Genomic DNA, 24,038 nt, shown 5'->3' on the forward strand with positions numbered 1-24,038 from the left:
TGCCCATGCAAAGCTTCGACTTCAGCACATTGAGCCCACGGGACAAATACAAGATTCTGATCGGCAGCGTCGTGCCACGACCGATTGCCCTGGTCACCACCGTCGACGGCGAAGGCCGGATCAACGCGGCGCCGTTCAGCTTCTTCAATGCGCTGTCCGCCGACCCGCCCATCCTCGCCCTGGGCGTGGAAAACTACGGCGACCAAAGCCCCAAGGACACCACCCGCAACATTCAGCTCAACCAGGAATTCACCGTGAACATCGTCAGCGACGCCCTGGTGGAAGCCATGAACGTCTGCGCCGTGCCCTTCGCCCCCGGTTTCGACGAACTGACCGCCGCCGGCCTCACCGCCATCCCCGGCACCACAGTCAAATGCCCACGCATCGGCGAAGCCCCGGTGGCGCTGGAGTGCCGACGGATGATGGCCCTGTCCATCGGCCAATCCAGGGAGATCATCTTCGGCGAAGTGCTGATGGCCCATGTGCGTGACGAACTGATCGATCCGAAAACCCTGTACATCGATCAGCTGGGGCTGGATGCGATTGGACGCATGGGCGGGCATGGCTATGCACGCACGCGGGATTACTTCGACCTGCCGACACGCTCGTTGCAGGCCTGGACGGATGCGCCGGGGGGTGGGGAGCGGTTTTGGCCGATTGCCAAATAGCAGGCATCAACACAAACCCTGTGGGAGCTGCTTTTGTGGCGAGGGGGCTTGCCCCCGTTGGGCGGCGGAGCAGCCCCCAAACCAATCACCGCAATAATTTCAGGCACACTGCATTCACCGATTTTACGACGGCTTCGCCGCCGAACGGGGGCAAGCCCCCTCGCCACAAAAGCTCTCTCGCCGTGGATCAGTGGAAATCCCGGCTCCGCACAGTAATGCCATCCAGCAACTCACTCAGGTCACTCAAGCGTCCGGCAATCAAGTGCCGCACTTCGCCCTCTTTCTCCCAACGCCCATCGACCTTGAGCAGCTGCGAGCCGACCAACACCTGGCGCTGCCGCTCGGCCAGGTCGCGCCACACCACTACATTGACGTTGCCGAACTCGTCCTCAAGGGTGACGAAGGTCACGCCGCTGGCGGTGGCCGGGCGTTGTCGGCCGGTGACCAGCCCGGCAACGCTGACTGGCCGACCGTGCTCGACGTCCAGCAACTCCTTCGAACTGCGACAGCGCCGCGCCTTCAACTCACCGCGCAACAGGGCCAGCGGATGTGGCCCGAGGGTGGTGCCGACACTGGCGTAATCGGCTTGCAGGTCCTCGCCCACGGTGGGCTTTGGCAACGACACCGCGTCCTCCTCCTGGCTCGGCACGCCGGCGAACAAACCCAGCTGCTTTTGTACCCCGGCCACCTCCCAGCGTGCCCGATGCCGGTCGCCGGCCAGGCCACGCAACGCGCCGGCATCGGCCAGTTGCTCCTGGGCGCGGGCATCGAGTCGCGCCCGTTCGCCGAGGTCGGCGATGTCGGCAAACGCGCCTTTGGAGCGTGCCGCCTCGATGCGTCGGGCATCGTCCTCGCGAAAGCCCTTGATCATGCGCAACCCCAAGCGAATCGCCGGTTGCGCACCGGCGATCGGCTCCAGGCTGCAATCCCAGTCACTGGCGCGCACGTCCACCGGACGAACCTGCAAATGATGACGCCGAACGTCCTGCAGAATCTGGTCCGGGCTGTAGAACCCCATCGGCCAACTGTTGATCAGCGCACAGGCGAAGGCCGCCGGCTCGTGGCATTTCAACCAGCAACTGGCGTAAGTCAGCAAGGCAAAACTGGCCGCGTGGGACTCGGGAAAACCATAGCTGCCAAAGCCCTTGATCTGCTCGAAAATCTGCGCGGCAAACTCGGCGGTGTAGCCGTTTTTCTTCATTCCGGCGGCCAGCCGTTCCTTGTGCGGTTCTAGCCCGCCGTGGCGTTTCCAGGCGGCCATGGAACGACGTAGCTGGTCGGCCTCGCCGGGGCTGTAGTCGGCAGCGACGATGGCGATCTGCATCACCTGTTCCTGAAACAGCGGCACGCCGAGGGTGCGTTTGAGTACCACTTCCAGCTCCGGCGACGGATACGCCTCCGGTTCTTCCTTGTTCCGTCGCCGCAGGTACGGATGCACCATGCCGCCCTGGATCGGCCCCGGCCGAACGATGGCGACCTCGATCACCAGATCGTAAAACGTCTTCGGCCTGAGCCTCGGCAGCATTGACATCTGCGCCCGGGATTCGATCTGGAACACGCCGATGGTGTCGGCCCGACCGATCATTTCGTAGGTAGCCGCATCTTCGGACGGGATGGTCGCCAGGCTCAAGTCCAGCCCCCGGTGCCGGCGCAGCAGATCGAAACATCGGCGAATCGCGCTGAGCATGCCCAGCGCCAGGATATCGACCTTGAGCAATCCGACTGCATCGAGGTCATCCTTGTCCCACTGGATGATGGTGCGCTCGGCCATGGCGGCATTTTCCACCGGCACCAGACTGTCCAGCGGCTGCTCGGAAATCACGAAACCACCGGGGTGCTGGGACAAATGCCGGGGGAAGCCGATCAACTGCCCCGTCAGGCTCAACACCCGGTGCAGCACCGGGCTCTGCGGGTCGAAACCGCCCTCGCGCAGACGTTCAACGGGAGGCGTTTCATCGCTCCAGTGCCCGCAACAATCGGCCAGTGCGTTGATCTGGTCCGGCGGCAAGCCCAGTGCCTTGGCCACATCCCGTACCGCTCCGGCGGCGTGGTAAGTGCTGACCACCGCCGTCAATGCGGCCCGGGTCCGGCCATAACGCTGGAACACGTACTGCAAGACTTCCTCGCGGCGCTCATGCTCGAAATCGACGTCGATGTCCGGCGGTTCGTTACGTTCCTTGGACAGAAAGCGCTCGAACAGCAACGTGGTGCGATCCGGATCGATTTCGGTGATCCCCAGGGCGAAGCACACTGCCGAGTTGGCGGCCGAACCACGACCCTGACAAAGAATCTGTTGCTGGCGGGCAAAGCGGACGATGTCGTGGACCGTCAGGAAATAGCTTTCATAGCCCAGCTCCGCGATCAGTTGCAGCTCCTTGTCGATCTGCACCAGCACTTCGCTTTTCGGCCCTTTTGGCCAGCGCCACTCGATGCCTTCCTCGGTCAAATGACGTAGCCACGAGGTGGCCGAGTGCCCTTGCGGCACCAGTTCACGGGGGTACTGGTAACGCAACTGACCAAGATCAAAGCTGCAGCGCCGGGCGATGTTCAGCGTTTCGGCCAGCAAGCCGGGCGGATAAAGTGCCTGCAGCACGTCGAGGCTGCGCAGATGGCGTTCGCCGTTGGGGTGCAGGCGCAATCCGGCATCGGCCACCGGCAGGTGATAACGGATCGCGGTCATGGTGTCCTGCAAGGCACGCCGGCCGCGCGCGTGCATGTGCACATCGCCACTGGCCACGGCCGCAATGCGCAACTCCCTGGCCAGGGTCAGCAGATCGTTCAGGCGCCGGGCATCGTCCTGACCGCGATGCAACTGCACCGCCAGCCACAGGCGCTCGGCGAAGACCTGTTTGAGCCAGCAGCCCTGTTCAAAGGCATCGACAGCGTCCGGCACCCACAACGCCAGCAATCCCGGCAAGGGTTCGCTGAAGTCTTCGCGCAGCACCTGATACTGGCCTTTCTGCGTGCGGCGCCGGGCGCGGGTGATCAATCGGCACAGCGCCTGATAGCCCTCGAGACTCTCCACCAGCAGCACCAGTTTCGGACCGTTCTCGATGCGTATTTCACTGCCGATGATCAGCGGCAACTCCACGGACTTCGCCGCTTGCCAGGCGCGAACGATGCCCGCCAGGGTGCATTCGTCAGTGATGGCCAGGGCCTGATAACCCTGCTTTTTCGCACGCTGGAACAGCTCGAGGGCACTGGAGGCACCACGCTGGAAGCTGAAGTTCGACAGGCAGTGCAGTTCGGCATAGTCGATGTTCATGCGAACCAGCCCTGCAACCATAGCGGGCCGTCCTCACCGACCGCCCGGTAGGCCCAGCCCTGTTGGCCGGCACGGGTTTCGATCAGGTAATAGTCACGGCGTACGTCGTCGCCGTCCCACCAACCGGACTCGATACGCTCCGGCCCCATGAGGATGCGCGCCGAGCCCTGATGCACGGCCAGCGGTTCAGTCAGCAGCCAGCCCGGCCGCTTCACCGCGGCCGGCACCGCGCAAGGCTGGCTGTCGGCACTGGCCTGCCACGCACACTCGGGGCGGTGATCGGCCTGGAAGCGCAGGCCATGCACCGCGTCATCCCCCAGCCGTGCACGCAGGCGTTCGCGCAGTTGCTCCCAGGGCAAGGACTGCTGCGGGCGATCGTCGAACAGCTCCTGATGCTGGGGCACGAAGGTCGGCAAATCCTCGGCGCGCAGGCGAAAGCCACGCGCCGGCGCCTCGACCTGGACCTGCTCCAGCCGCCCCCGGGCCAGTTCGAAGAGCATCGCCGGATCGCGCTCGGCGCTGAGCAGGCCGACCTTGATGAGCGTATCCGGCAACCCGGTGTGTTCCAGATGCAGGTCGAAACGCTGGACGCCGCTGTCGCGACCGCAGAGGAACGCCGACAGGTCGCCGGTCAACCGGCGCAACGGAAACAGCAAGGCTTGATGGGACTGCACATCGAAATTGAGCTCGATACGCACATCGAAGCGGTCCGGCGGCAGGTAAAACGCCAGCGCCAGCCGCCGCGACCCCGACAGGGCATCCAGATGCTTGAGCACCTGGGCCTCGAAACGCCGGGCCAGGCTATGCCGGGGCAGCGCCTGCACCTGGCTCAAGGTACGCAGGCCCATGCGCGACAAGGCCGTGGCAACCGGTGCTTCGAGGCCGATCCGGTCGACGGGCATTTGCCCCAGGTGATACTGCAAGGCTTGATCGTCCGGGACCACCAGACCGTCATAGGCGTTGGCCAGCACCCGCGCCGCCACCGGGTTGGGCGCGGCCACGATGCGGTGCCGAAACCCCAGTTCGCCGAGCTCACGGCGCACAAGCGCTTCGAATTGCGGCCAGGCGCCGAACAGGCCGAGGCTGGATTCGATCTCGAACACCAGGGCCCGGGGGTAGTGCACGCTGACCTGGGAACTGAAGCGATAGGCCCAGGCGGCGAGAAACTGCTGCCAGTGTTCGATTTCAGCGGCGTCGTATTCGGCCGTGACAAAGCCTTTGCTCAAGGCCTGTGCCGCGCTCATGGACTGGCCGGGACGCAAGCCCAGCGCCCGCGCCGTACCGTTGACGGCCTGCAGCACCCGGCGCTGGGCCGGGCCGGTCAGCAACGCCAGGGGTTCATCGGGATCGGCGCGCTGACGCAATACCGCGTCCAGCGCCAATTGCGGGAAAAGAATGCAGACCCAGCGCATGGCAACCTCAATGCCCCACGGCGAAGGCAATCGGCGCCGAACGGGCCAGGCCGCCGCGACACTTGAGCACGCGCAGTTGTGCCGGTCGGGCATCGATGGCAATGCGCAAGGCTGCCGGCGAAGGGTTGATCGCTTCACCGAGGGGACGATAGGCGAAGGCCAGGGTCTGGCCGGTTTCCGCCGCCACCTGCAAGCGGCGCAAGGCGCGGTCATCGGCCTTGTGCGGCCAGCACAGCACCGCACCGCAACTGCCCGAACGCAGGCATTGTTCCGCGGCCCACAGCGCATCGCGCTCGCTGGCCTGGATGATCGACAACTGACGCAGATCGACCCCGGCGCCCTGCCACGCCTGGGGGTACGGCACATAAGGCGGCGCCACCAGCACGATGCGCTCGCCCGCCGCCGACAGCCGTGCCAGCGTCGGCCACACCAGTTGTAGCTCGCCCACGCCCTGCCCGGCCAACAGGATTTCCGTCAGCGCCGCCTCCGGCCAGCCACCGCTGGGCAACGCGGCGTCCAGCGCGGCATGCCCGGTGGGTTGCGGGCTGGCGGCCGGTGGCGCAGGCCGGCCCTTCCAGACCTGGCCGCCATTGAACAGCGTATCCAGCGCAACGACGGCGCCCATCAGCCTTGCCTCACCAGGCCACAGAACACGCCTTCGATGGCCAGGTCCCGGTCGGCCTCGACAATGATCGGCTGGTAGGCCGGGTTGCGTGGCAGCAGGCGAACCACATCGCCGACCCGCTCGAAGCGCTTGATGGTGACTTCGCCGTCGAGCCGCGCCACGACGATCTGGCCATTAACGGCCTCGGGGCTGCGGTGCACGCCCACCAGATCGCCGTCGAGAATGCCGTCCTCGATCATCGAATCACCCCGCACCCGCAACATGTAGTCCGGCACCCGCGAGAAGATCGACGGATCGAGCAGCAAGCGGCTGTGCACCTCGGCATCGGCACCGATCGGCGCACCAGCCGCCACCCGGCCGAGCACCGGGATGTCCAGCAACTCGGGACGCGGCGGCTGCCCGAGCAGGCGAATGCCCCGGGCCTGATGCGGGTTGACCTCGATAAACCCGGCTTCGGTCAACGCCAGCACATGCTTGCGCGCCACGCTGCGGGAGGCGAAACCGAACGCCTCGCTGATTTCAGCGAGGCTCGGAGGCTGACCGTGCTCTGCGATGCGATCGCGGATAAAGGTCAGGATGGCGGTACGGCGGGGAGTCAGAGTCGTCATGGAGTACATTTGTACTCTTTTGGCTTTTTCCTGGCAAGGACTTGTAGGAGCTGTCGAGTGATACGAGGCTGCGATCTCTTGAGGCCAGAGCAAAAAGATCGCAGCCTGCTGCAGCTCCTACAGGAGGCCGGTTCAAACGTAACGTCCAGCGCTCCTTGCTCGAACAAAACGGACGATCAAAAAACAGGGTCTACCGTTCGTCGCCTTTCTAAAAAAATTAGTATCTGAAGAAAATAAAAATCCATAAAAAAAGTGCAAAACGCACATTTACTCCTACAGAAATATTTTACTCAACATAGCAAGATTATTTCTGCTTACCGAAAACTAAAACACAGTTTCAAAAAGGATTTTCACAGTTCCACGCCAGAAACTAGCCACACTAGAATCGAACCAAACCACTAAGGCTCCCAACATCATGTAGGACGCACCTTAAAACCTTATAGGAAAAGTCTTACAACACAAAAAAAAACCTCGCTTGCACCAAACACTAAAATCAACTAATTCTTGCAACACCTCTTAATATCAAACGACAAACCACACGAGCAAAAGCAAAATGAAAAACAACAAACCTGGAAAACGCCATTCAATTAACGATAGAAAAGAAGCAACAACCCCACCCTCATAGAGAAATCAATCATGCCTAAAAATATTCTGCCCAGAGTTCTCGCCCTAACGTCCATATTCATAAAAGAACAACTAAAAGAACCCATCGCCTTGTTCTGGATCATGATATCACCTTGTGCGATGTTCTATTTTTTTGCAATAACCAGACAAGACCCCAACTACTTTTCGAGCAATTACATTACGATTTCAGCATGGTTTTATGCTTATATCTCTTCTAGTGTCGCATTATTTGGATTCGCCTTTTACATAATCGGAAGAAGGGAAAGCGGATTCACTCGATCGTTTATTTACTCCAAAGAATCAAAACTGATTTTTCTTTTGTCGCACTTCATAGCTTACTCATTAATATCGATATCTTATTGCACAGCCTTTTACTTAACAACCAAGTTCCCATTCGGAAACCACGACCTCAATGAACTACTAAATATCGCACTACGCTTTTACATCTGCTTTATCATGTTTTGCGCGATCGGGGCTGCTTTCTCATTGTTACCGATCAACTTCCAGAACTCGAACACTTTGCTTTCCATTTTTTCGTTCTGCATGCTGATTCTCGGCGTAATGAGTGCCAGCAGATCAAACCACATTACCGACGCTTTGAACCTCGCAAACCCACTGACACTTGCAAGCCAGATAATGGAACAAGGCCTTGAATCCAACAAACTCATCACGACAGCAATAATTATTTTATTTATTTCAGTACTGCACAAAACCTTCAAACACCTAAGAATCAATCCCGTATGGAGTCGATACTGATGAAAAAATTCACGGCGCAGAGCATTGACTTCTCCTATACGGACAAGCCCCTCTTGACCCAGGCATCTCTTGAGGTTGCTCAAGGCGACATTGTCGGTATTCTGGGGCCGAATGGATCTGGCAAAACAACTTTTTTCGATATCGTTTGTGACCTTAAAAAAGCAAAGTCCGGCTTCATAAAAAACGACTTCAGTCACTTTTTATACCTTTCTCAAATCATCTCCACTCCCCCACCGTTGCGCATGCGTGACATCTTTAAAATGGTGACCGCGCTGTCATCAAGCGAACGCATGACGCAAGATAAAACCCTGAAAAAACTAAGCGCGTGGAGCCCTGCGATAGTTGACCGATATCAAGACATATGGAACAAAAAATCATCGCTATGCAGCTACGGAGAGACACGCTGGTTCTTTACTCTCTCTCTTCTTTCAATTTCTGCAGACTTCGTGATTCTCGACGAACCTACTGCCGGTATAGATCCAGAATTTCGTCGCTATATTTGGCAATGCCTTCACGGCGCCGCCAGGGAGGGCACCGCTATTCTGGTTTCCTCGCATAATGTTGATGAGGTAATTAACCACTGTGATTATTTTTTCATGATTAGCCAGCAACGCTTCAATCGCTTTGCCAATGCTAGTGAGTTCATGCATCGGTATGGCGTAAAGACTGTGGACGATGCATTTATCCGAGCCGTTACTGAACCTGTATTCGCAACATAAGCAACGGGAAGCGCACACGGGGGAGCTGCCTCAGACCGCGACAGCTCCCGATGAGGAATGGAGTTCGATTCAGTCGGTAAGCCCAGCAAGATAAGCCCACGGATAAATCCCCCGCTCATGCCCATCGCTGAAGACCAGTTGCAAACCATAGCCCTGCGAGTGCAACTCGATCACCTGAACCCGCGCATCCACCATCGGCGCCATCCCCCGCAACCGAAACGCCCGGCACTGCGAGCACGGGCACTGCCGGCGCAGTTCGGCGTGTTCGAACACCTGTTCGCGACCATCCGGCCAGTTCAGTCGCAACTGCTGTTTGCTGCGGGAATTGCCAATCGCCAGCGGGTTCATTGCAGTTGGCTCAAGGCAATACGCACGGCTTTGCGCACTTCAGGGTCACCGTCGTCTTGAGCGGCCTGCAATGCCGCAATGGCCCCAGGGTCGTTCAATTCGCCCAAGGCCAACGCGGCTTCCTTGCGCAGGTTGCTGATGCGGTGGCCGAGGGTGTCGATCAACGCGTCCAGGGCAGGTACAAAACGCAAGCGACCGAGGCTGCGGGTGGCGCGCAGGCGCACTTGCCAGTAATCGTCGCCCAAGGCGTCGATCAGGGCCGGGCCAGCGTCGAGGTGGCCGACCTTGCCCAGGGTGGTGGCGGCTTCTTCGCGGACTTGCCAGGCATCATCGCGCAAGGCCTGGCGCAGGGCCGGCAGCACCTGTGCGTCAGACGCCAGGCCCAAGGCCCCGGTGGCGGCACGCCGAACTTCAGTGTCCGGGTCGGTGCTGGCCAGCCGCGCCAGTGCCGGCAAGGCATCGAGTTGCTTGAGCCAGCCGAGCACGCCCACCGCCTCGCGGCGTACGCTGGCGCTTTCATCGTCCAGTGCCCGGGCCGCCGCATCGGCGGCATCGGGGCAACGCAACTCGCGCAGCGCCCTGAACGCGGCAATACGTACGCCGCTGTCGGCGTGCCCGGTCCACGGCAGGATGACCCGGCCCGCCGCTTCACTCTTGAGCAGGCTGAGGCTTTGCGCAGCGGCCACCTGCACCGCCGGGGATGGATCCGTCAGCGCCTGGCACAACGCTTCGACCACCGGCTCGTCCTCCCAGGCTTCCAGCAGGCGTGCGGCTTCGGCGCGAACGTCTGCAATCGGGTCTTCGGCCAGGCGATTGATCAACCACTGCAGGCCGTCCGGCTCCTCGAGATCGGCCAGTTCGATCAGTGCGATCCGGCGCACGCCGGGGTCGTCATCGGTCAGGCGCGGTTGCAGGGCAAGAATGTCGTCGTTATCGGTTACATCGAATAATGAGGTCATAGGGCAAATCGCGGCAGTTTGTTTTCAAGGGGAAGTCCGAGCGGGTTCAGGCGCGGCAGTTGCCGGCCGTCTTCGTGCCGCAGGAGTTCGAGGCAATGGCGCTTGAGGTGCGAGAACTCAGGGCGGGTCACCAGTTCCGTGCTGCGCGGCCGGGGGAAGTCCAGGCGCAGGTCTTCGATGATTCGTCCGGGGCGCGAGCTCATGACCAGCAGGCGATCGGCGAGGAACAGCGCTTCGTCGATGTCATGGGTGACAAACACCACGGTGGTGCGGATGCGCGTCCAGATGTCCAGCAGCAGTTCCTGCATGTTCAATCGGGTCAGGGCATCGAGGGCACCGAAGGGTTCGTCCATCAGCAACAGGCGCGGACGGTTGACCAGCACCCGAGCGATTTCCACTCGCTGCTGCATACCGCCGGACAGTTGATCGGGCCAGCGCTCGGCGAAACCTTCAAGGCCCACCAGCGCGAGGATTTCATCCGCCGCCTTATGCCGTTCGGCCTTGCCGATGCCTTGCATTTTCAAGCCGAACGCCACGTTGTCGCGCACCGTGCGCCACGGAAACAGTGTGTGCTGCTGGAACACCATGCCGCGCTGGGGCGATGGGCCCGACACCGCTGCGCCATCGACATTCAGCGTGCCTGTGCGCGGTTGCAGGTGGCCGGCCAGGGCGCCGAGCAAGGTGGACTTGCCGCAACCGGACGGCCCGAGAATGCACACGAACTGCCCCGGCTCGATCTGGCAGTCGAGGCCCTGCACCGCTTCGAAAGCAGTGTCGCCCTCGCCCAGGCTGATCGACAGCCCGCGAATATCGATACGCCCTTCCAGGTGTTGAAAAACGCTCATCAGGCTTTTCCTCGTGGTCGATGCCAGGGCGTGAACAGCCCGCCCAGACGCTTGATCAACAGACTGCTGCCCATCCCGAGCACGCCGATCAGCAACATACCGACCACGATGTCGGCGTAGTTCTGGATGGTGTAGGACTCCCAGGTGTAATAGCCGATGCCGAATTGGCCGGAGATCATTTCCGCCGTCACCAGGCAGAACCACGAGGTGCCCATGCCGATGGCCAGGCCGGTGATAATGCTGGGCGCGGCACCCGGCAGAACGACCTCCAGCAGGATTGCCCGGCGCCCTGCCCCGAGGCTTTTCGCCGAGGCGATCAGCCGTGGGTCGACGCCCTCGACGCCGTGCACGGTGTTGAGCAGGATCGGGAACAGTGCGCCGGTGAAGGTGATGAACACCATCGACAGTTCCGAGGAGGGAAACATCAGGATCGCCAGGGGAATCCACGCCACCGCCGGGATCGGGCGCAGCACTTCCAGGGGTGGCAGCAACAGATCTTCGGCCCATTTCGAGCGGCCGATGGCCAGGCCCAGGGCCACGCCGATGATCAGCGCCGCGAGGTAACCGGCGAACACCCGGCCGAGGCTGCTACCCAGGTGCTGCGCGAGTTTGCCCGAGTCACCGAGGCCGAGGGCGGCTTCAATGACCGCCACGGGTGTCGGGACGTTGGCGAAGGTCACCAGGCCGAGGTTCCAGTGGTGGCTGGCGGCGAGTTGCCAGAATACGAGGCAGAGCAGCAAGGATACGGCTCTGAGGATCCAGCGTGAATATGATCGGTACACAAATCCTCCTCTCGACCCAAACCTTGTAGGAGTGAGCCTGCTCGCGATAGCGGTTTCACGTTCAACATTGATGTCGACTGACCCACCGCTTCGCGAGCAGGCTCGCTCCTACAGGGGGCTGTGGTGTTTCGGCTGTTAGCGAACAGCCACGGCCTGCGCAGTGGCATCAGTGAAGTCGAGGACCTTGCCGCCCTGCGCCGTGGCGAACTGTTGGGCCTGGCCTTTGAGCAGGAACGCACTCAGTTGCCCTTTCCCATCGGTGGCAAACCACGCCTGATCCGCCAGCAGCTTGATCCCGCTGTCGCTGGCCTGGGCGTACACCGCGCGGATGCTCCTGCCTTCCTGCTTGAGGCTGGCCAGCGCGGTAAACGCCGCTTGCGCCGAGGCGTACTGGCGGACTTTCGGCTCACCGCGTACCCAGATTTCCGCCACGTGGCTGAAGTCGGTGATGGCCTGGCCGCTGGTGGCATCGACGGCCTTGAGCGGCGCCTGCCCATAACTGGCCAGTTGTGCGCTGTAATCCAGGTTCGAAGCCTTGAAGGCGGCGCGGATGTATTGGTCGTCGATGAAGGTGTTGAGATCCAGACCTCGATCGGCCTTTTTCAACAACTTGAGGGTGTCGATGGCGGTGCCCACGGCCTGACGGTATTCCGGCTTCCAGCTCAGGTCGCGAGTCTGCACACCGAGGGGGCCATGGAACAGATAATTGACCTCGGCATCGACCCCGGTGACCTTGGCGATCAACTCGCTGTATTTCTCCGGCTCAGCCGCCAACAGCTGGTTGGCTTCGATACTCGCCCGCAGGTAAGCGACAACGATTTCCGGGTACTTTTTCGCATAGGCCTGATCGACCAGCGCACCGTGGAAGGTCGGCGCGTTGGCTTGGGCGCCGTCATAAATCTTGCGGGCGAAACCACGGCTGGGGAAAAGTTCGGCGAAGGGCACGAAGTCAGCGTGTGCATCGATCTTGCCGGCCTGCAACGCGGAGCCGGCGACTTCCGGCGGCTGGGCGATGATGTTCACGTCTTTGAGCGGGTCCCAGCCCTGGGCCGCGACGGCGCGCAGCAGCATGCCATGGGCGGTGGAAGCGAACGGCACGGAAATGGTCTTGCCCTTGAGCTCTGCCAGGGACTGCACGCCCGATGCGCTTGGCACCACGATGCCGTTGCCGCTGCCCTTGATGCTGCCCGACAGCACGCTGATGAACAGGCTGTGCTTGCCCGCCGTTTCGAACGCCACGCCGTTGAACGCGCCGGGGAAGTCGGCCATGGCGCCGAAGTCGAGTTTGCCGGCCACCATTTCGTTGGTCAGGGGAGCGCCGCTGGTGAAGTTTTTCCACTGCACTTCGTATTGGGCGTCTTTGTAGGGGCCATCGTGGGGCAGGTATTTGTCCAGCAGCCCGAGTTCGCGAATCAACAATCCGCCAGCGGCGCAGTTGATGGTGGTGTCCTGGGTGCCGATGGCAATGCGGATGGTTTCGGCCGAGGCCGACAGGGTGAATGAAGCCAGTACCAGACCGGCCAAAGCTGCACGCAACATCATGAGTGTTTCCCCTCGAATCATTTATTGGATGTTCGTCTCCGCCACGATCAGGGCGTGGTGGGAAACGAGGGGTGTCTTGAATCAGGCGTCCGGTGGTGCCGGATGGCGTTTTAGCGTTGTTTGGGCTGGCCTCTTCGCGAGCAGGCTCGCTCCTACATTGATTTGTGTTTCAGCGCAGCAGATATGGGATCTCGACTTTCACAGCGCCCGTCGGGCAGTCCTTTTCACAGGGCATGCAGTACCAGCATTCATCGAATGCCATGTAGGCCTTTTGCGTGGCCGGGTTGATCGCCAGCAGGTCCATCGGGCAGACGTCGACGCACACGGTGCAGCCTTTGTGGGCGATGCATTTGTCCTCGTCGACGGTGACGGGGGCGTTGGAACGGAAGAAGATTTCCTGGGCTTGATAGGCCATTTCACGGTCTCTCTCTTGGGTGATGCTCAGGCGGCATCCGCGCCGACCCGCAGCCGGTCGTAAGCCTGCATCTCGTCGGCATCCAGCGGGATGATGTAAGGCTCGACGGCTTTCTTGAAACTGCTCATCAAACCGTTTTCGTCTTTCTTCAGGTGGCAATGGCAGAACCAGTCGCGGTCGTTGCGTTGCGGGTGATCGACGCGGTGGTGGTAAAGCCCCCAGCGGCTTTCGGCGCGGAACAATGAAGCACGGGCGGCCATTTCGGCGCAGTCGCGGATCATGCTGACTTCCATGGCGCGCATCAGCTCGTGGGCGTTGTGGGCCTTGATCTGGTCGAGATCGCGCTGGATATCGCTGAAGCGTTGCAGGCCGATCTGCATCTTCTTGGTCACTTTCGGCGGTTGCAGGTAGTCGTTGACGAAGCGCCGCAGCTTGTATTCGACCTGAGCCGGTGGCAGGCCGTGCTCACGATCCAGCGGTGCGTAAACCCGTTGTTTTTCGGTTTCGATCTGCCGGGCATCCAGGGCCGAAAACTCACGCCCGGCGACAAAATCCGCCGCGTTGTTGCCGGCGAACCAGCCATAGGTGAACGCGCCGAGCATGTAGTTGTGCGGCACGGCAGCCATGTCCCCGGCTGAGTACAAGCCCTTGACCGAGGTCTCGGCTTTCTCGTTGACCCACACCCCCGACGCCGAATGCCCGCTGCAAAAGCCGATTTCCGAGATGTGCATCTCGACCATCTGCGTGCGGTAGTCGGTGCCGCGATTGGCGTGGAACTGGCCGCGACTCGGACGCTCGTTGCTGTGCAGGATCTCTTCGATGTTCTGGATGGTTTCCTCGGCCAGGTGATCGAGCTTGAGGAACACCGGGCCATTGCCGCTTTCCAGCTCCTGGTGGAATTCCCACATCATCTGCCCGCTCCAGTAGTCGCACTCGATGAAGCGTTCGCCCTTGTTGTTGGCGGTGTAGCCGCCCAAGGGGCCGGTGACGTAGGCGCAGGCCGGGCCGTTGTAATCCTTGATCAGCGGGTTGATCTGGAAACACTCCAGGTTCGCCAGCTCGGCTCCGGCGTGGTAAGCCATCGAGTAGCCGTCGCCGGCATTGGTCGGGTTTTCATAGGTGCCCATCAGGTAGCCCGAGGACGGCAACCCCAGGCGTCCGGCGGCACCGCAGGCGAGGATCACCGCCTTGGCCTTGATCACATGGAAGTCCGCGGTGCGGCAGTCGAAGCCCATCACGCCGTTGACCGCGCCCTCCTCATCCGTCAGCAATCGGGTGCAGACCAGGCGATTGGTGATGCTCACCCGCGCGCGCTTCAACTGCCGATAGAGGACTTTCTTGATGTCGTGCCCTTCCGGCATCGGCAACACATAAGCGCCCATGTGGTGGACCTTTTTCACCGCGTAGTCGCCGGTTTCGTCCTTCTCGAATTTCACGCCCCAGCGGTCCAGTTGCTCGATGGTCTCGAAACTGTGGGTGGCATAGGCGTACACCGCAGCCTGATTGACGATGCCGTCGTTGGCGATGGTGATTTCCTTGGTGTATTGCTCAGGCGTCGAGTGGCCGGGAATGATCGCGTTGTTCAGGCCGTCCATGCCCATGCTGATCGCGCCGCTGCGCTTGACGTTGGCCTTGTCGATCAACAACACCCGCAGGTCGCGGTTGCGTTCCTTGGCCTTGATCGCCGCCATCGGGCCGGCGGTGCCGCCGCCAATGACAACGATGTCGTATTCCTGCTCCAACGTGCTGCGCGTCATGCCTGCTCCCCTTTTTGCCGGTCGATCCGCAGGCGGTACTGGAAGGCATCGCCACGGTAGTAAAGGTGTTCGAAGTCCAGCGGCCGACCCTCGACATCGTGGGTCAGGCGCTCGATGCGCATGATTGGCGAGCCAGGTTCGACATTCAGCGCCCGAGTCAGGTCGCTGTCGGCCAGTACCGCATCGATGGCCAGGTCGGCGTGCCCCAGGGTCAGGCCGCAGTCGTTTTCCAGGATCTGGAAAATGTCGCGGGTGACCAGGTCGGCTTTTTCCAGGCGCTCACCAACGGCCTTGGGCAGGTAAGTGATTTCCAGGGAAATCGGCTCGCGGTTGATCAGGCGCACCCGTTTGATCTGCGCCACGACCTCGCCTTCGGCCACCTGCAAACGCTCGGCGACGAGCTTGTCGGCGGCAATGAATTTGAAACTGCGCAGGCGGTTGATCACCTCATAGCCGCGACCAGTCATGGACTCAGCCAGGCCTTGCAGGGTGCTGACGTTCTGGAAGGTTTTCGGTTTGGCGACGAAGGTGCCTTTGCCGTGGATCTTGAAGATCAGCCCTTCCTTTTGCAGGTCACCCAAGGCCTGGCGCACGGTGATGCGGCTGACCTTGAACAACGTGCCAAGCTCGCTTTCGGAAGGCATCTGGCTGTCTTGGGGGTATTTGCCGTCGAGGATGCGGGCACGCAGCACGTCTCGCAGCTGGGTGTGTAACGGGACGCTGCTCAGGGATAGAACGTTATCGGTCATGGCAGATCACTTGTTATAACGAGTTATGACGTGATCTTAGAGAAGTTATGACAGGCTTGAGAAATACCGAATGCGCATAAGGTTAGAAGTGCGAAGCAACCAAAAACTGTAGGAGCGAGCCTGCTCGCGATGGCGGCGGGTCAGTCGACTTCAATGTTGAATGTGAAACCGCTATCGCTCGCTCCTACAGGGGATTTGTGTGGTCTGAAGAATCAGTGCCGCTTGAGGATCTGGTCCATCACCCAATCGGTCTTCAGCGCCTGTTCGGCCACGGCCGGGTGCTGCGCCTCGCCGCGAATATGCGCATTCATGCCCAATACGTGGTGCCACTGAATGTGGGCGTGATGCTCGATGGTCAGGCTGAGGTGTTCATCGGCGTGCAGTTCGACCGGGTGCTCATCGAATACTGAAAAAGTGATCCGGCCTTTGCTGCCAATCACTTCGACCCGGTCTTCGCGACGGTCTGCTACGAAGTTCCAGCAGCCCATGCCCAGCGCCCCGCTGGCAAACCGCCAGGTGGCGCTGACGGCATCTTCGGCCGCGTACAAACCCGCCTGCCGCGCGGTGAACCCAGCGACTTCGACGATATCGCCGAACAGGTACTGAAACAGGTCCAGGCCATGGCTGGCCAGATCCGCAAAATAGCCACCACCGGCAATCGCCGGGTCCGTGCGCCAGTTATCACTGCCGTTTTGATCCGCTGCCGACGGGGCTTTGGTGAGGGTCCAGCTCAAGTGCCGGACCTCGCCGATCCGTCCCTCCTCCAGCCATTGCCGCACTTGCCGGAAGCGTGGCAGCGAACGCCGGTAATAGGACACGAACAGGTGCAGCCCGGCATCGGCAAACACCTGCTGCATCTCGCGGCTTTGCCCGGCATTCAGCGCCATCGGTTTTTCGACGCAGCAATGCTTGCCGGCGGCGGCCACCTGCAAGGCATAGGCGTGATGGCTGTCGGGCGGCGTGGCGATGTACACCGCGTCGACCTCGGGATCGTTGATCAGCGCCTGCGCATCGGTGTAGACCCGCGCGATGCCGTGGCGCGCGGCGTAGTCGGTGACGGCTTCCAGGCGCCGGCCCATCACCGCCACCAACGCCGATCCGGGCGCCTTGTAGAAGGCCGGCGCGCTTTTGCGTTCAGCCACACTGCCACAACCGATCATGCCCCAGCGCACCAGGTTCATAGGCACTCCTTGCTGCTCAGCCGACGCGCAATGCGCGCAGGTCCAGTCGACCATCCTTGAGCGGCGGGCACCAGTAGTAACCACCGGTGATCGGACGGCTGATGCGGTACAGACCGTCGGTGATGCCGTCTTCCAGGCCACTCATGCGGCGCAGTTGGGCTTCGAAGGCGTCGAGGGAAAAACCGAAGGCCAGGAACATCAGGCCAGCGCGGTCGCCTTCGATCCATGGCATCGAGCGGCGCACCACGAAGGCCTCGGGCGCAAAGCTTTCCTGGGCGGTGCGTTTGACGTGGGCGGAAACCGGCGCGTCGTCGATCTCTTCGTTATCGCTCAAGCGGCGGCCCATGATGTTGTCTTTCTCATCCGCCGACAGCCCATGGAAACCTTTCAAATCATGCTGCCACTGCTGGATCGCGGCGAAGCTGCCACCCACCGTACCGTCCGCGCCCTCACCCACCAGGGCTGCGGCCACAGCGGCTGCGTCGTGGGGGTTCTCGGTGCCGTCTTCGAAACCGGTCAGGTCATGGCCGGTCATGTGGCGGAAGGTTTCGTTCATCTGCACCAGGCGCAACGCCGGGGCCAGTGCCGCTTCGATGGCGTTGCTGCGGTTGAGCAACTCACCACGGTCTTCACCGTGCAGCCAGCACCAGAGCGCGTGCTGGGTTGACGGGTTGTCGACGCCGACCCCAGTCAGTGCCGGGAAAGTACGCAGGCCTTCGATCTGCCCATTCAGCGCCTTGACCAGGGATTCGCCGAAGCCGACGACAGCCGATTTCCCGTCCACCAGTTGCATCAAGTTGTCGAGTGCGACTGGCAATGCTTCGGCGGATTCGAGGGCGAAGAACATATGGCGGGCTTGAGGCGGAACGGGGGTGGCGAGAATGCCCGGCTGGTAATGGCTCATATGAACTCCTTGAAAAAGAGCACAGAGTTTAACCGGAGTACGAGAGTTTGTGTGTCGTCAGAGGCCAGGAAACTGTGGCAAGGGGGGGCTTGTGTGGCGAGCGGGCTTCTGTGGCGAGGGGGCTTGCCCCCGTTGGGTTGCGAAGCAGCCCCAAAACCTGCCGACTCGGTATGTCTGAAAATGTAGGGGAGCGCTACGCGCTCCAACGGGGGCAAGCCCCCTCGCCACAGAAGCCACTCGCCACAAAAGGATCAGACCACGCCGGTGCTTTCGTTGCGGAACGCACTCGGGCTCATGCCGGTCCAGCGCTTGAACGCCCGGCGAAAGCTGCGCACGTCGCTGTAGCCGACTTCCTCGGTGATGCGCTCGATGGACATGTCCGGGTTGGCCAGCAGGCTCATGGTGCGGGCCTGGCGCACTTGCTCCAGCAGCGTTTCGAAGGTCAGCGCGTGTTCGGTGAGGCGGCGGCGCAAGGTGCGGCTGCTCATGTTCAGGTCGCCGGCGATTTTCTCGATGTGGCTGCCTTCGGTCAGGTCCCGGGCAATCGCCCGTTCCACGGCCTGGATCAGGTCCATTTTCTGGTGCACCTGCGCGGCTTCCAGCTCGAGCAGTTTCACGGCCTGACGCAGGGCCAGGGAATGGTGATTGGGCAGGTGAACGCCCAGCCAATGCGCATCGATCACCATGCGGTTTTGCAGACAACCGAAACGCACGTCCGGCCCCAGCAGGCGCGAATATTCGCCGAGGTAGTCCGGCGCGGCATGCATGAACTCCACGGCCATCGGCTTGAAATCCGCCCCGACCAGCGCCCGGCCGTACACCAGCAGGCTGGCGAAAAACTCCTCGACCGCGAACAACTGCACGTCGGCGAACGGCAAGCGGCATTCAACGTCGATAAACACCCGATCCGCCGCCTCCTCCACACTCGACACGACAATGCCGCCAGAGGTGTGTTGATGGCGAATGCCCAGTTCAAAGGCATCGCGCAGGGTCTTGCACAGCGACAACACATGCCCCAACAACCCCAGCGTACCAAGCACATTCTGCGCACCGACCCACAGGCCCAACCCCTGATTGGGCAAGGCCTTGAGCGCGCGCTGAATCATGGCCACGGCCTGGCGATAGGAAATGCGCTGCGCCGGGTCCTGCAGGTCCTCAAAGGTAAAACCCAGCCCTCGGCACAGGCTCTGTGGGTGGATGCCTTTTTGCTCGGCGACTTCGGCCAGGGTCTGCAGGAGAAACGGCGACACCAGCGCCAGTTCAAAGGTGGGATCGGTCACTTTCATTTGCATGGGGCTATACATTCCGGGTCGAGCTGCATTCTTATTTTTGTAACCGGTTATGTCGAAGGAAGTTAGCACAGGGTGCAAAGGCTGTCCGCAGAAGTCCCCCTAAATGGCCGCCAATACCCTGCCTTGCAGGGCGCAGACAGCTTATTTCTATGTTGCGGCCCTCGTATGGATGCCGGACAGCCCGCTAACAATAATAATGAGAACACCCATGATCCCGACCCGCACGACACTTCCCCTACTGGTCATTGGCCTGGCCGGCGTCTGCGCCCTGCAACCGGCACTGGCCACCGAGGCTGGCGTGGACAACATCGGCACCGGCACCGACGGCTTTTTCATGTTGCCGCTTTCGCCCGACAGCCTTCCGGACAACATGGTTGCGTTCAACCTCTACTACAACCACTACAAAGCCACGAAGCTCAATATCAGCTCCCTAGGCGGCAAGGTGCCGAACGTCGAGATCGAGTCCACGGCGGTCATTCCGCGCCTGGACTACCTCAGCCCGGTGCGAGTGTTTGGCGGCCGGCTGGCGGGCTATATCGCGCAGCCCTGGCTCAAGCAGGAAGTCTCGGTGTTCGGCTTGCAGGACACCCGCGAAGGCATGGGCGACACCACGGTCGCGCCGATCATTCTCTGGGACATGGGCCCAAACCTGACCCTCGGCGCCGCCATTGAAGTCACCGTGCCGACCGGCGAATACAGCGTTGATCGCCTGGCCAACACCAGCAACAACTTCTACACCTACAAACCACTGTTTTCCTTCACCTGGCTGCCGACGGACAGAACCGAGGTGTCGATGAAGACCACCTACAGTTTCAACGGGAAAAACAAGGACACCGATTACAAGTCGGGGCAGATCTTCCACTTCGACTATTCGGCCAGTTTCAAGATCACCGACGACCTGATGCTCGGGTTGAACGGCTACTACCTCAAGCAAACCACCGACGACAAACAGTTCGGCCACACCGTTCAGTTCAATGGCCAGGACGTGAACGACGGGGTGCGCGGGCAGGTGTTTGCCATTGGTCCAGCGCTGCACTGGACCTTTCTCAAATACGCCAGCGCGGAGATTCGCTGGGCCAAGGAGTTCGACGTGGAAAACCGGCCTGAAGGGGAAATGCTTTGGGCGAAGGTCAGTATTCCCTATGCGTTCTGACTGAGTTGACGCTATCGCGAGCAGGCTCACTCCTACATTGGAATGCATTCCAAATGTGGGAGTGAGCCTGCTCGCGATAGCGGTTTAACAGACTCAGAATCTTCTTCAGGAATACACCGGCCAGCTATCCACAATCTTCCCACCCCGAACCGCCAGCAAATCCCCGAACTGCAACAGCACCGACTCCGTCTGGGCAGGCCGCAAAAACACCTGATCCTCAACCGTCAGCCCCACCGCCGCCGACCCATTGACCATTTCCTGATTCGAGCTGCGGCCATACACGCCATTGCTCTGCAACCCCGCGGGCGATTCGAACTGCGCCATCCAGTTACCGCCATAGATGAAATACGTCTCGCGCTGATTGGTGTCCCACCAGGAAAACAGCCTGGACTTGTCATCCAGCGCCGGAATATTCACCGCCCCGGTGCTTTTCAACACCGGCGTGGCGATGTAGGCGGCCGGCACATGCTCGGCCAGTGACGGCAAATCATAGTGAGTGGGCTTGAGCATCGCCGTTCCCACCGACACTTCGCTGCTGAGCTGTTCGTGCTCATGCATGCGATAGCTCGGGCTGCCGGCCGTATTGAGGGTCAGCCCTTCGCGCCACAAACCAGGGTATTGCTGACGGGTGAAATCGACGCAGCGGTGGTAAATCACCATCACCTTGGCGAACAGCTCCTCGGGCGAGCCCAGAATCCCCGGCACGCCCATACCCACGAACGGGTCGTAGCCCATGAACCCGGCGAACTCCAGGTGCTGCGGGTGCTGGCTGATCAGCGCCAGCATCTGCCCGAGTACACCAAGGTCGCTGATGCCACCGCGATGCAGCCCGACATCCAGTTCGATGTTGACCCGCATTCGCGTGCCCAGCCCTTGAGCCAGGGCGAGGTATTGCTGCAGGCGTTGCGGTGTATCGAGCAACCACTGCAATTGCTGCGAAGGGTCGAAAGGCCCCTTGTGCAATTGATAGAACAACTCGGCCGAACGTACCGGCAGCGGCTTGCCCAATAGAATGTCGGCCTCGGCAAACTGCACCGCGTCATGGTTGAGAAAGGGTTGGTGAAACGACATCAGGCGTTGGGTGCCGGCGCGCTGGGCAATGTAGGCCAGGAGCCCCGGCGCCGGCAGTGATTTTTCCACCAGGCGCAGGTGTTTGCCGGCGCGCTTGACCGATTGCATCACCACATCGATGTTGTGATCCAGCCGATCAAGGTCGATCAGCATCACCGGTCGCATCGGGCCGTGGTCCTTGAGTTCGCGGTTCAGCGTACGGAAATAATCGCTGTACGGCGCGCCTCGGTCACCCGGCCGCAGCCACGCCCCGACACCCACCAGCAAGACGCCGACACCCGCGGTGCCGAGCAAGAAATTGCGGCGATTGACGGCCATCAGCTCACCCCCAGAATGGAAGACAGATGCGCGTTGAGAAACTTGCCGCTGGGGTCGAGCGCCTGCCGCACCTGGATGAATTCCTGCCAGCGCGGGTACAGCGGCTGCAGGTTTTTCGCGTTCAGCGTGTGCAACTTGCCCCAATGCGGTCGGCCGTTGTACTTCCAGAAAATCGGCTCGATGGCGGCGAAGAAGTTGTGATGATCCATCTGGTAATGCTGGTGGACCGAGATCGAACAGCTGTCGCGGCCTTCGAACATGCTCAGGGGAATGTCGTCGGCCTTGACGTACCGGTACTCGATCGGAAACCAGGTGCGCAGGTCCTTGTCCTGGATCAGCTTGAGGATCTCGCGCAAACAGGCTGGGCCGTATTCGGCCGGTACGGAATATTCCATTTCATTGAAACGCACCGTGCGCACGTTGGCGTAGATGTCGAACGAGTCACCCACCCGGTCATCGAAACTGGCCAGGTGACGCAGGTTATTGAGCAGGGTGCGGCGCAGGTCCGGGAAGTCGCTGGCGTATTTGTCGATCTTCTCGATCAGCGTGACAAATTCGTTGCCGCCCTCCTCATCCGCCGGCACCGGCGGCGTGGCCGGGTCGGTGGTTTCGTTCAGGGCGATCGACAAGGCGTAGTCGGAATGGGTCACCACCAGCATTTCCCAGTGCTGGTTTTCCCGGGTGTTCTTGTCCAGGTCTTCCAGCAACTCTTCGGTCTTGGCGATCCATTGCCTCTCCCGCAAGCGATACGCCGGGCGGTTTTGCAGGCGCACCTTGCTGGCCACGCCCAACGCCCCCAAGGACACCCGGGCCGCGCTGAACACTTCAGGATGGCGGCTGGCGTCGCAGTCCAGCACCTCGCCGCTGGCGGTCACCAGCTGCATGCCGCAGACATGGGCCGAATAGGATTGAAAGTGCTTGCCGGTACCATGGGTCGAGGTCGAGATCGCGCCCGCCAGGGTCTGGTAATCGATGTCGGCCATGTTTTGCAGGGCCTGGCCGATGTCCTTGAGCGGCGTGCCCATGCGTGACATCGGCGTGCCGGCGGCGAACTCGGCCTGCAGGGTTTTCGCATCGTGATCGAGCAAACCTGTGAAATAGCTCAGCGACAGCAAGGTGCCGTCGGTGGGCACCAGCGCGCTGAAGGAATGCGCCGAGCCCACCGGGCGAACCCTCCCGGGGGCCTGGCGCACCACTTGCGTCAACTCATCCAGGTTCTTGGGTGCCAGCCGCGCCGCCGGCAGGCAACTCTGGCCGCCCGACCAGTTGCGCCAGGGAATCAGGCGTGGCGCGCGCAGCAGTTCGGCCAGTGCCGGCGTCGAGCCGAGCGCGGTAAAGGCGCCGATGACGCTCGCCCGTTGCAACAACTGACGCCGTGTCAGGTCCATCGTCATGAATCGCACCCTGCCGTTCTTGTTATTGGATTTGCTGGCCGGACATAAAGGCAATCAGCGCCAGGAACTGTTCTTGCGAACACTGCATGCACATGCCCATCGGCGGCATGCCGTTGTAACCGTTGATCGCGTGGTCGAGCAGCGTGTCGGCACCCTGTAATACCCGTGGTTGCCAGGCCTTGATGTCACCGGTCAGCGGCGCCCCGGCCGCCGGATTCGCGTGGCACAGCTTGCAGCTGTTGTCGTAGACCTGCGCCAGCTCGGCGTCGGCGGGCCTCGCTGCGCCTGCTTCGCTGCGGGTCGGCGGGTTGTTCGGCTCCTCGCCGCACCCTGCAAGCAACGCCGCAAAGACACACCCCGCCAAGGCCAAACAAAGGCTAGGCTTTTCAGTTAACCGGCTTGCCCGCATGGCTGCCCTCTCATTGGCTGCCCGGCCAACCGGGTGCAGCTCTTTTTGTTGTGATCAAGGAGAGTCAACATTAAGGCACCCCGCACGGGCGGGTTGAGGGCATTGGGGGCCAACAAGGGGAGCTTCTGAGGCCATGACGCAAGGCCCGATAAATCCCCGGACAACACGCTGTGCGGCAAAACGCTGAGATGAGTCATGACAAGCGTTGCTGAGGTCTGCTAAAACGATTCATCAGTGCATCA

General features: G+C 61.1%; 22 protein-coding genes. 4 read left to right on the forward strand and 18 right to left on the reverse strand.

What is annotated here, in order from left to right:
- The first annotated feature begins 5 nt into the window (after nt 1-5).
- A complete protein-coding gene (locus AABM52_RS16865; protein ID WP_150723605.1) occupies nt 6-668 on the forward strand; it encodes a flavin reductase family protein in 663 nt (220 codons plus the stop codon).
- Nucleotides 669-855: 187 nt separating this feature from the next.
- Here AABM52_RS16865 and AABM52_RS16870 read toward each other — a convergent pair whose 3' ends face one another.
- Genes AABM52_RS16870 through lexA form a run of 4 tightly spaced genes read right to left on the reverse strand, consistent with a single transcriptional unit; the run spans nt 856 to nt 6,587 of the window.
- On the reverse strand, nt 856-3,954 hold the full coding sequence (locus tag AABM52_RS16870) for an error-prone DNA polymerase (protein ID WP_347906991.1): 3,099 nt from the start codon (nt 3,952-3,954) through the stop codon (nt 856-858).
- Nucleotides 3,930-5,345, reverse strand: a complete 1,416-nt coding sequence (locus AABM52_RS16875) for a DNA polymerase Y family protein (RefSeq protein WP_347906993.1) — start codon at nt 5,343-5,345, stop codon at nt 3,930-3,932. The genes AABM52_RS16870 and AABM52_RS16875 overlap by 25 nt, the downstream gene beginning before the upstream one ends.
- A gap of 7 nt (nt 5,346-5,352) precedes the next feature.
- Complete coding sequence (gene imuA, locus AABM52_RS16880; protein ID WP_056724376.1) at nt 5,353-5,970, reverse strand: translesion DNA synthesis-associated protein ImuA; 618 nt, start codon at nt 5,968-5,970, stop codon at nt 5,353-5,355.
- Complete coding sequence (gene lexA / locus AABM52_RS16885) at nt 5,970-6,587, reverse strand: transcriptional repressor LexA (protein ID WP_347906995.1); 618 nt, start codon at nt 6,585-6,587, stop codon at nt 5,970-5,972. The genes imuA and lexA overlap by 1 nt, the downstream gene beginning before the upstream one ends.
- 627 nt (nt 6,588-7,214) lie before the next feature.
- Between lexA and AABM52_RS16890 the strand changes: the two genes are divergently transcribed.
- The gene (locus AABM52_RS16890; RefSeq protein WP_347906997.1) at nt 7,215-7,958 is read left to right on the forward strand and encodes an ABC transporter permease; all 744 of its coding nucleotides are present in this window, start codon (nt 7,215-7,217) and stop codon (nt 7,956-7,958) included.
- Entirely contained in the window at nt 7,958-8,677 is a 720-nt protein-coding gene (locus AABM52_RS16895) for an AAA family ATPase (protein ID WP_347906999.1), read from the forward strand. The genes AABM52_RS16890 and AABM52_RS16895 overlap by 1 nt, the downstream gene beginning before the upstream one ends.
- Before the next feature lie 69 nt (nt 8,678-8,746).
- Here the strand turns inward: AABM52_RS16895 and AABM52_RS16900 are convergent, their stop codons facing one another.
- From AABM52_RS16900 to AABM52_RS16950, 11 genes are all read right to left on the reverse strand, one after another.
- The gene (locus AABM52_RS16900; RefSeq protein WP_347907001.1) at nt 8,747-9,025 is read right to left on the reverse strand and encodes a DUF971 domain-containing protein; all 279 of its coding nucleotides are present in this window, start codon (nt 9,023-9,025) and stop codon (nt 8,747-8,749) included.
- Complete coding sequence (locus AABM52_RS16905; RefSeq protein WP_347907003.1) at nt 9,022-9,984, reverse strand: HEAT repeat domain-containing protein; 963 nt, start codon at nt 9,982-9,984, stop codon at nt 9,022-9,024. Before AABM52_RS16905 ends, AABM52_RS16900 begins: the two co-directional genes overlap by 4 nt.
- Nucleotides 9,981-10,829, reverse strand: a complete 849-nt coding sequence (locus tag AABM52_RS16910; protein WP_347907005.1) for an ABC transporter ATP-binding protein — start codon at nt 10,827-10,829, stop codon at nt 9,981-9,983. Before AABM52_RS16910 ends, AABM52_RS16905 begins: the two co-directional genes overlap by 4 nt.
- Complete coding sequence (locus AABM52_RS16915) at nt 10,829-11,611, reverse strand: ABC transporter permease (RefSeq protein ID WP_347907007.1); 783 nt, start codon at nt 11,609-11,611, stop codon at nt 10,829-10,831. The genes AABM52_RS16910 and AABM52_RS16915 overlap by 1 nt, the downstream gene beginning before the upstream one ends.
- A gap of 135 nt (nt 11,612-11,746) precedes the next feature.
- Nucleotides 11,747-13,153, reverse strand: coding sequence for an ABC transporter substrate-binding protein (locus AABM52_RS16920; protein WP_347907009.1), 1,407 nt, complete (start codon nt 13,151-13,153; stop codon nt 11,747-11,749).
- A 169-nt stretch (nt 13,154-13,322) separates the two neighbouring features.
- Entirely contained in the window at nt 13,323-13,568 is a 246-nt protein-coding gene (locus tag AABM52_RS16925) for a ferredoxin family protein (protein ID WP_008050632.1), read from the reverse strand.
- Nucleotides 13,569-13,594: 26 nt separating this feature from the next.
- Nucleotides 13,595-15,325: a fumarate reductase/succinate dehydrogenase flavoprotein subunit gene (locus tag AABM52_RS16930; RefSeq protein ID WP_347907011.1), complete on the reverse strand. Its 1,731-nt coding sequence runs from the start codon at nt 15,323-15,325 to the stop codon at nt 13,595-13,597.
- On the reverse strand, nt 15,322-16,074 hold the full coding sequence (locus AABM52_RS16935) for a GntR family transcriptional regulator (RefSeq protein WP_347907013.1): 753 nt from the start codon (nt 16,072-16,074) through the stop codon (nt 15,322-15,324). Before AABM52_RS16935 ends, AABM52_RS16930 begins: the two co-directional genes overlap by 4 nt.
- A 212-nt stretch (nt 16,075-16,286) precedes the next feature.
- Complete coding sequence (locus AABM52_RS16940) at nt 16,287-17,255, reverse strand: Gfo/Idh/MocA family oxidoreductase (RefSeq protein WP_347907015.1); 969 nt, start codon at nt 17,253-17,255, stop codon at nt 16,287-16,289.
- A 16-nt stretch (nt 17,256-17,271) separates the two neighbouring features.
- Nucleotides 17,272-18,159, reverse strand: a complete 888-nt coding sequence (locus AABM52_RS16945) for a Dyp-type peroxidase (protein WP_347907017.1) — start codon at nt 18,157-18,159, stop codon at nt 17,272-17,274.
- A gap of 251 nt (nt 18,160-18,410) precedes the next feature.
- Nucleotides 18,411-19,451: an AraC family transcriptional regulator gene (locus AABM52_RS16950; protein ID WP_347907019.1), complete on the reverse strand. Its 1,041-nt coding sequence runs from the start codon at nt 19,449-19,451 to the stop codon at nt 18,411-18,413.
- Nucleotides 19,452-19,659: 208 nt separating this feature from the next.
- Between AABM52_RS16950 and AABM52_RS16955 the strand changes: the two genes are divergently transcribed.
- Nucleotides 19,660-20,604 (forward strand): transporter, encoded by a 945-nt coding sequence (locus AABM52_RS16955; protein ID WP_347907021.1) that lies wholly within the window; start codon nt 19,660-19,662, stop codon nt 20,602-20,604.
- Between the two features lie 105 nt (nt 20,605-20,709).
- Here the strand turns inward: AABM52_RS16955 and AABM52_RS16960 are convergent, their stop codons facing one another.
- The 3 genes from AABM52_RS16960 to AABM52_RS16970 form a co-directional block, all read right to left on the reverse strand.
- Nucleotides 20,710-21,918: a DSD1 family PLP-dependent enzyme gene (locus AABM52_RS16960; RefSeq protein WP_347912640.1), complete on the reverse strand. Its 1,209-nt coding sequence runs from the start codon at nt 21,916-21,918 to the stop codon at nt 20,710-20,712.
- A 74-nt stretch (nt 21,919-21,992) separates the two neighbouring features.
- Nucleotides 21,993-23,381: a D-arabinono-1,4-lactone oxidase gene (locus tag AABM52_RS16965; protein ID WP_347912641.1), complete on the reverse strand. Its 1,389-nt coding sequence runs from the start codon at nt 23,379-23,381 to the stop codon at nt 21,993-21,995.
- A 28-nt stretch (nt 23,382-23,409) separates the two neighbouring features.
- The gene (locus AABM52_RS16970; protein WP_347907022.1) at nt 23,410-23,796 is read right to left on the reverse strand and encodes a c-type cytochrome; all 387 of its coding nucleotides are present in this window, start codon (nt 23,794-23,796) and stop codon (nt 23,410-23,412) included.
- Between the last annotated feature and the right edge of the window lie 242 nt (nt 23,797-24,038).

This window comes from Pseudomonas grandcourensis (assembly GCF_039909015.1).
In the GTDB taxonomy this organism is placed as follows: Bacteria; Pseudomonadota; Gammaproteobacteria; order Pseudomonadales; family Pseudomonadaceae; genus Aquipseudomonas; species Aquipseudomonas grandcourensis.

What these genes read in the sequence shown, in the direction of transcription:
- AABM52_RS16945 (WP_347907017.1), bottom strand. Translation starts at nt 18,159, where the DNA reads ATGAGCCATTACCAGCCGGGCATTCTCGCCACCCCCGTTCCGCCTCAA.
- AABM52_RS16930 (WP_347907011.1), bottom strand. Translation starts at nt 15,325, where the DNA reads ATGACGCGCAGCACGTTGGAGCAGGAATACGACATCGTTGTCATTGGC.
- AABM52_RS16940 (WP_347907015.1), bottom strand. Translation starts at nt 17,255, where the DNA reads ATGAACCTGGTGCGCTGGGGCATGATCGGTTGTGGCAGTGTGGCTGAA.
- lexA (WP_347906995.1), bottom strand. Translation starts at nt 6,587, where the DNA reads ATGTACTCCATGACGACTCTGACTCCCCGCCGTACCGCCATCCTGACC.
- AABM52_RS16970 (WP_347907022.1), bottom strand. Translation starts at nt 23,796, where the DNA reads ATGCGGGCAAGCCGGTTAACTGAAAAGCCTAGCCTTTGTTTGGCCTTG.
- AABM52_RS16935 (WP_347907013.1), bottom strand. Translation starts at nt 16,074, where the DNA reads ATGACCGATAACGTTCTATCCCTGAGCAGCGTCCCGTTACACACCCAG.
- imuA (WP_056724376.1), bottom strand. Translation starts at nt 5,970, where the DNA reads ATGGGCGCCGTCGTTGCGCTGGATACGCTGTTCAATGGCGGCCAGGTC.
- AABM52_RS16950 (WP_347907019.1), bottom strand. Translation starts at nt 19,451, where the DNA reads ATGCAAATGAAAGTGACCGATCCCACCTTTGAACTGGCGCTGGTGTCG.
- AABM52_RS16925 (WP_008050632.1), bottom strand. Translation starts at nt 13,568, where the DNA reads ATGGCCTATCAAGCCCAGGAAATCTTCTTCCGTTCCAACGCCCCCGTC.
- AABM52_RS16955 (WP_347907021.1), top strand. Translation starts at nt 19,660, where the DNA reads ATGATCCCGACCCGCACGACACTTCCCCTACTGGTCATTGGCCTGGCC.
- AABM52_RS16890 (WP_347906997.1), top strand. Translation starts at nt 7,215, where the DNA reads ATGCCTAAAAATATTCTGCCCAGAGTTCTCGCCCTAACGTCCATATTC.
- AABM52_RS16900 (WP_347907001.1), bottom strand. Translation starts at nt 9,025, where the DNA reads ATGAACCCGCTGGCGATTGGCAATTCCCGCAGCAAACAGCAGTTGCGA.
- AABM52_RS16965 (WP_347912641.1), bottom strand. Translation starts at nt 23,381, where the DNA reads ATGGACCTGACACGGCGTCAGTTGTTGCAACGGGCGAGCGTCATCGGC.
- AABM52_RS16895 (WP_347906999.1), top strand. Translation starts at nt 7,958, where the DNA reads ATGAAAAAATTCACGGCGCAGAGCATTGACTTCTCCTATACGGACAAG.
- AABM52_RS16865 (WP_150723605.1), top strand. Translation starts at nt 6, where the DNA reads ATGCAAAGCTTCGACTTCAGCACATTGAGCCCACGGGACAAATACAAG.
- AABM52_RS16920 (WP_347907009.1), bottom strand. Translation starts at nt 13,153, where the DNA reads ATGATGTTGCGTGCAGCTTTGGCCGGTCTGGTACTGGCTTCATTCACC.
- AABM52_RS16875 (WP_347906993.1), bottom strand. Translation starts at nt 5,345, where the DNA reads ATGCGCTGGGTCTGCATTCTTTTCCCGCAATTGGCGCTGGACGCGGTA.
- AABM52_RS16870 (WP_347906991.1), bottom strand. Translation starts at nt 3,954, where the DNA reads ATGGTTGCAGGGCTGGTTCGCATGAACATCGACTATGCCGAACTGCAC.
- AABM52_RS16905 (WP_347907003.1), bottom strand. Translation starts at nt 9,984, where the DNA reads ATGACCTCATTATTCGATGTAACCGATAACGACGACATTCTTGCCCTG.
- AABM52_RS16910 (WP_347907005.1), bottom strand. Translation starts at nt 10,829, where the DNA reads ATGAGCGTTTTTCAACACCTGGAAGGGCGTATCGATATTCGCGGGCTG.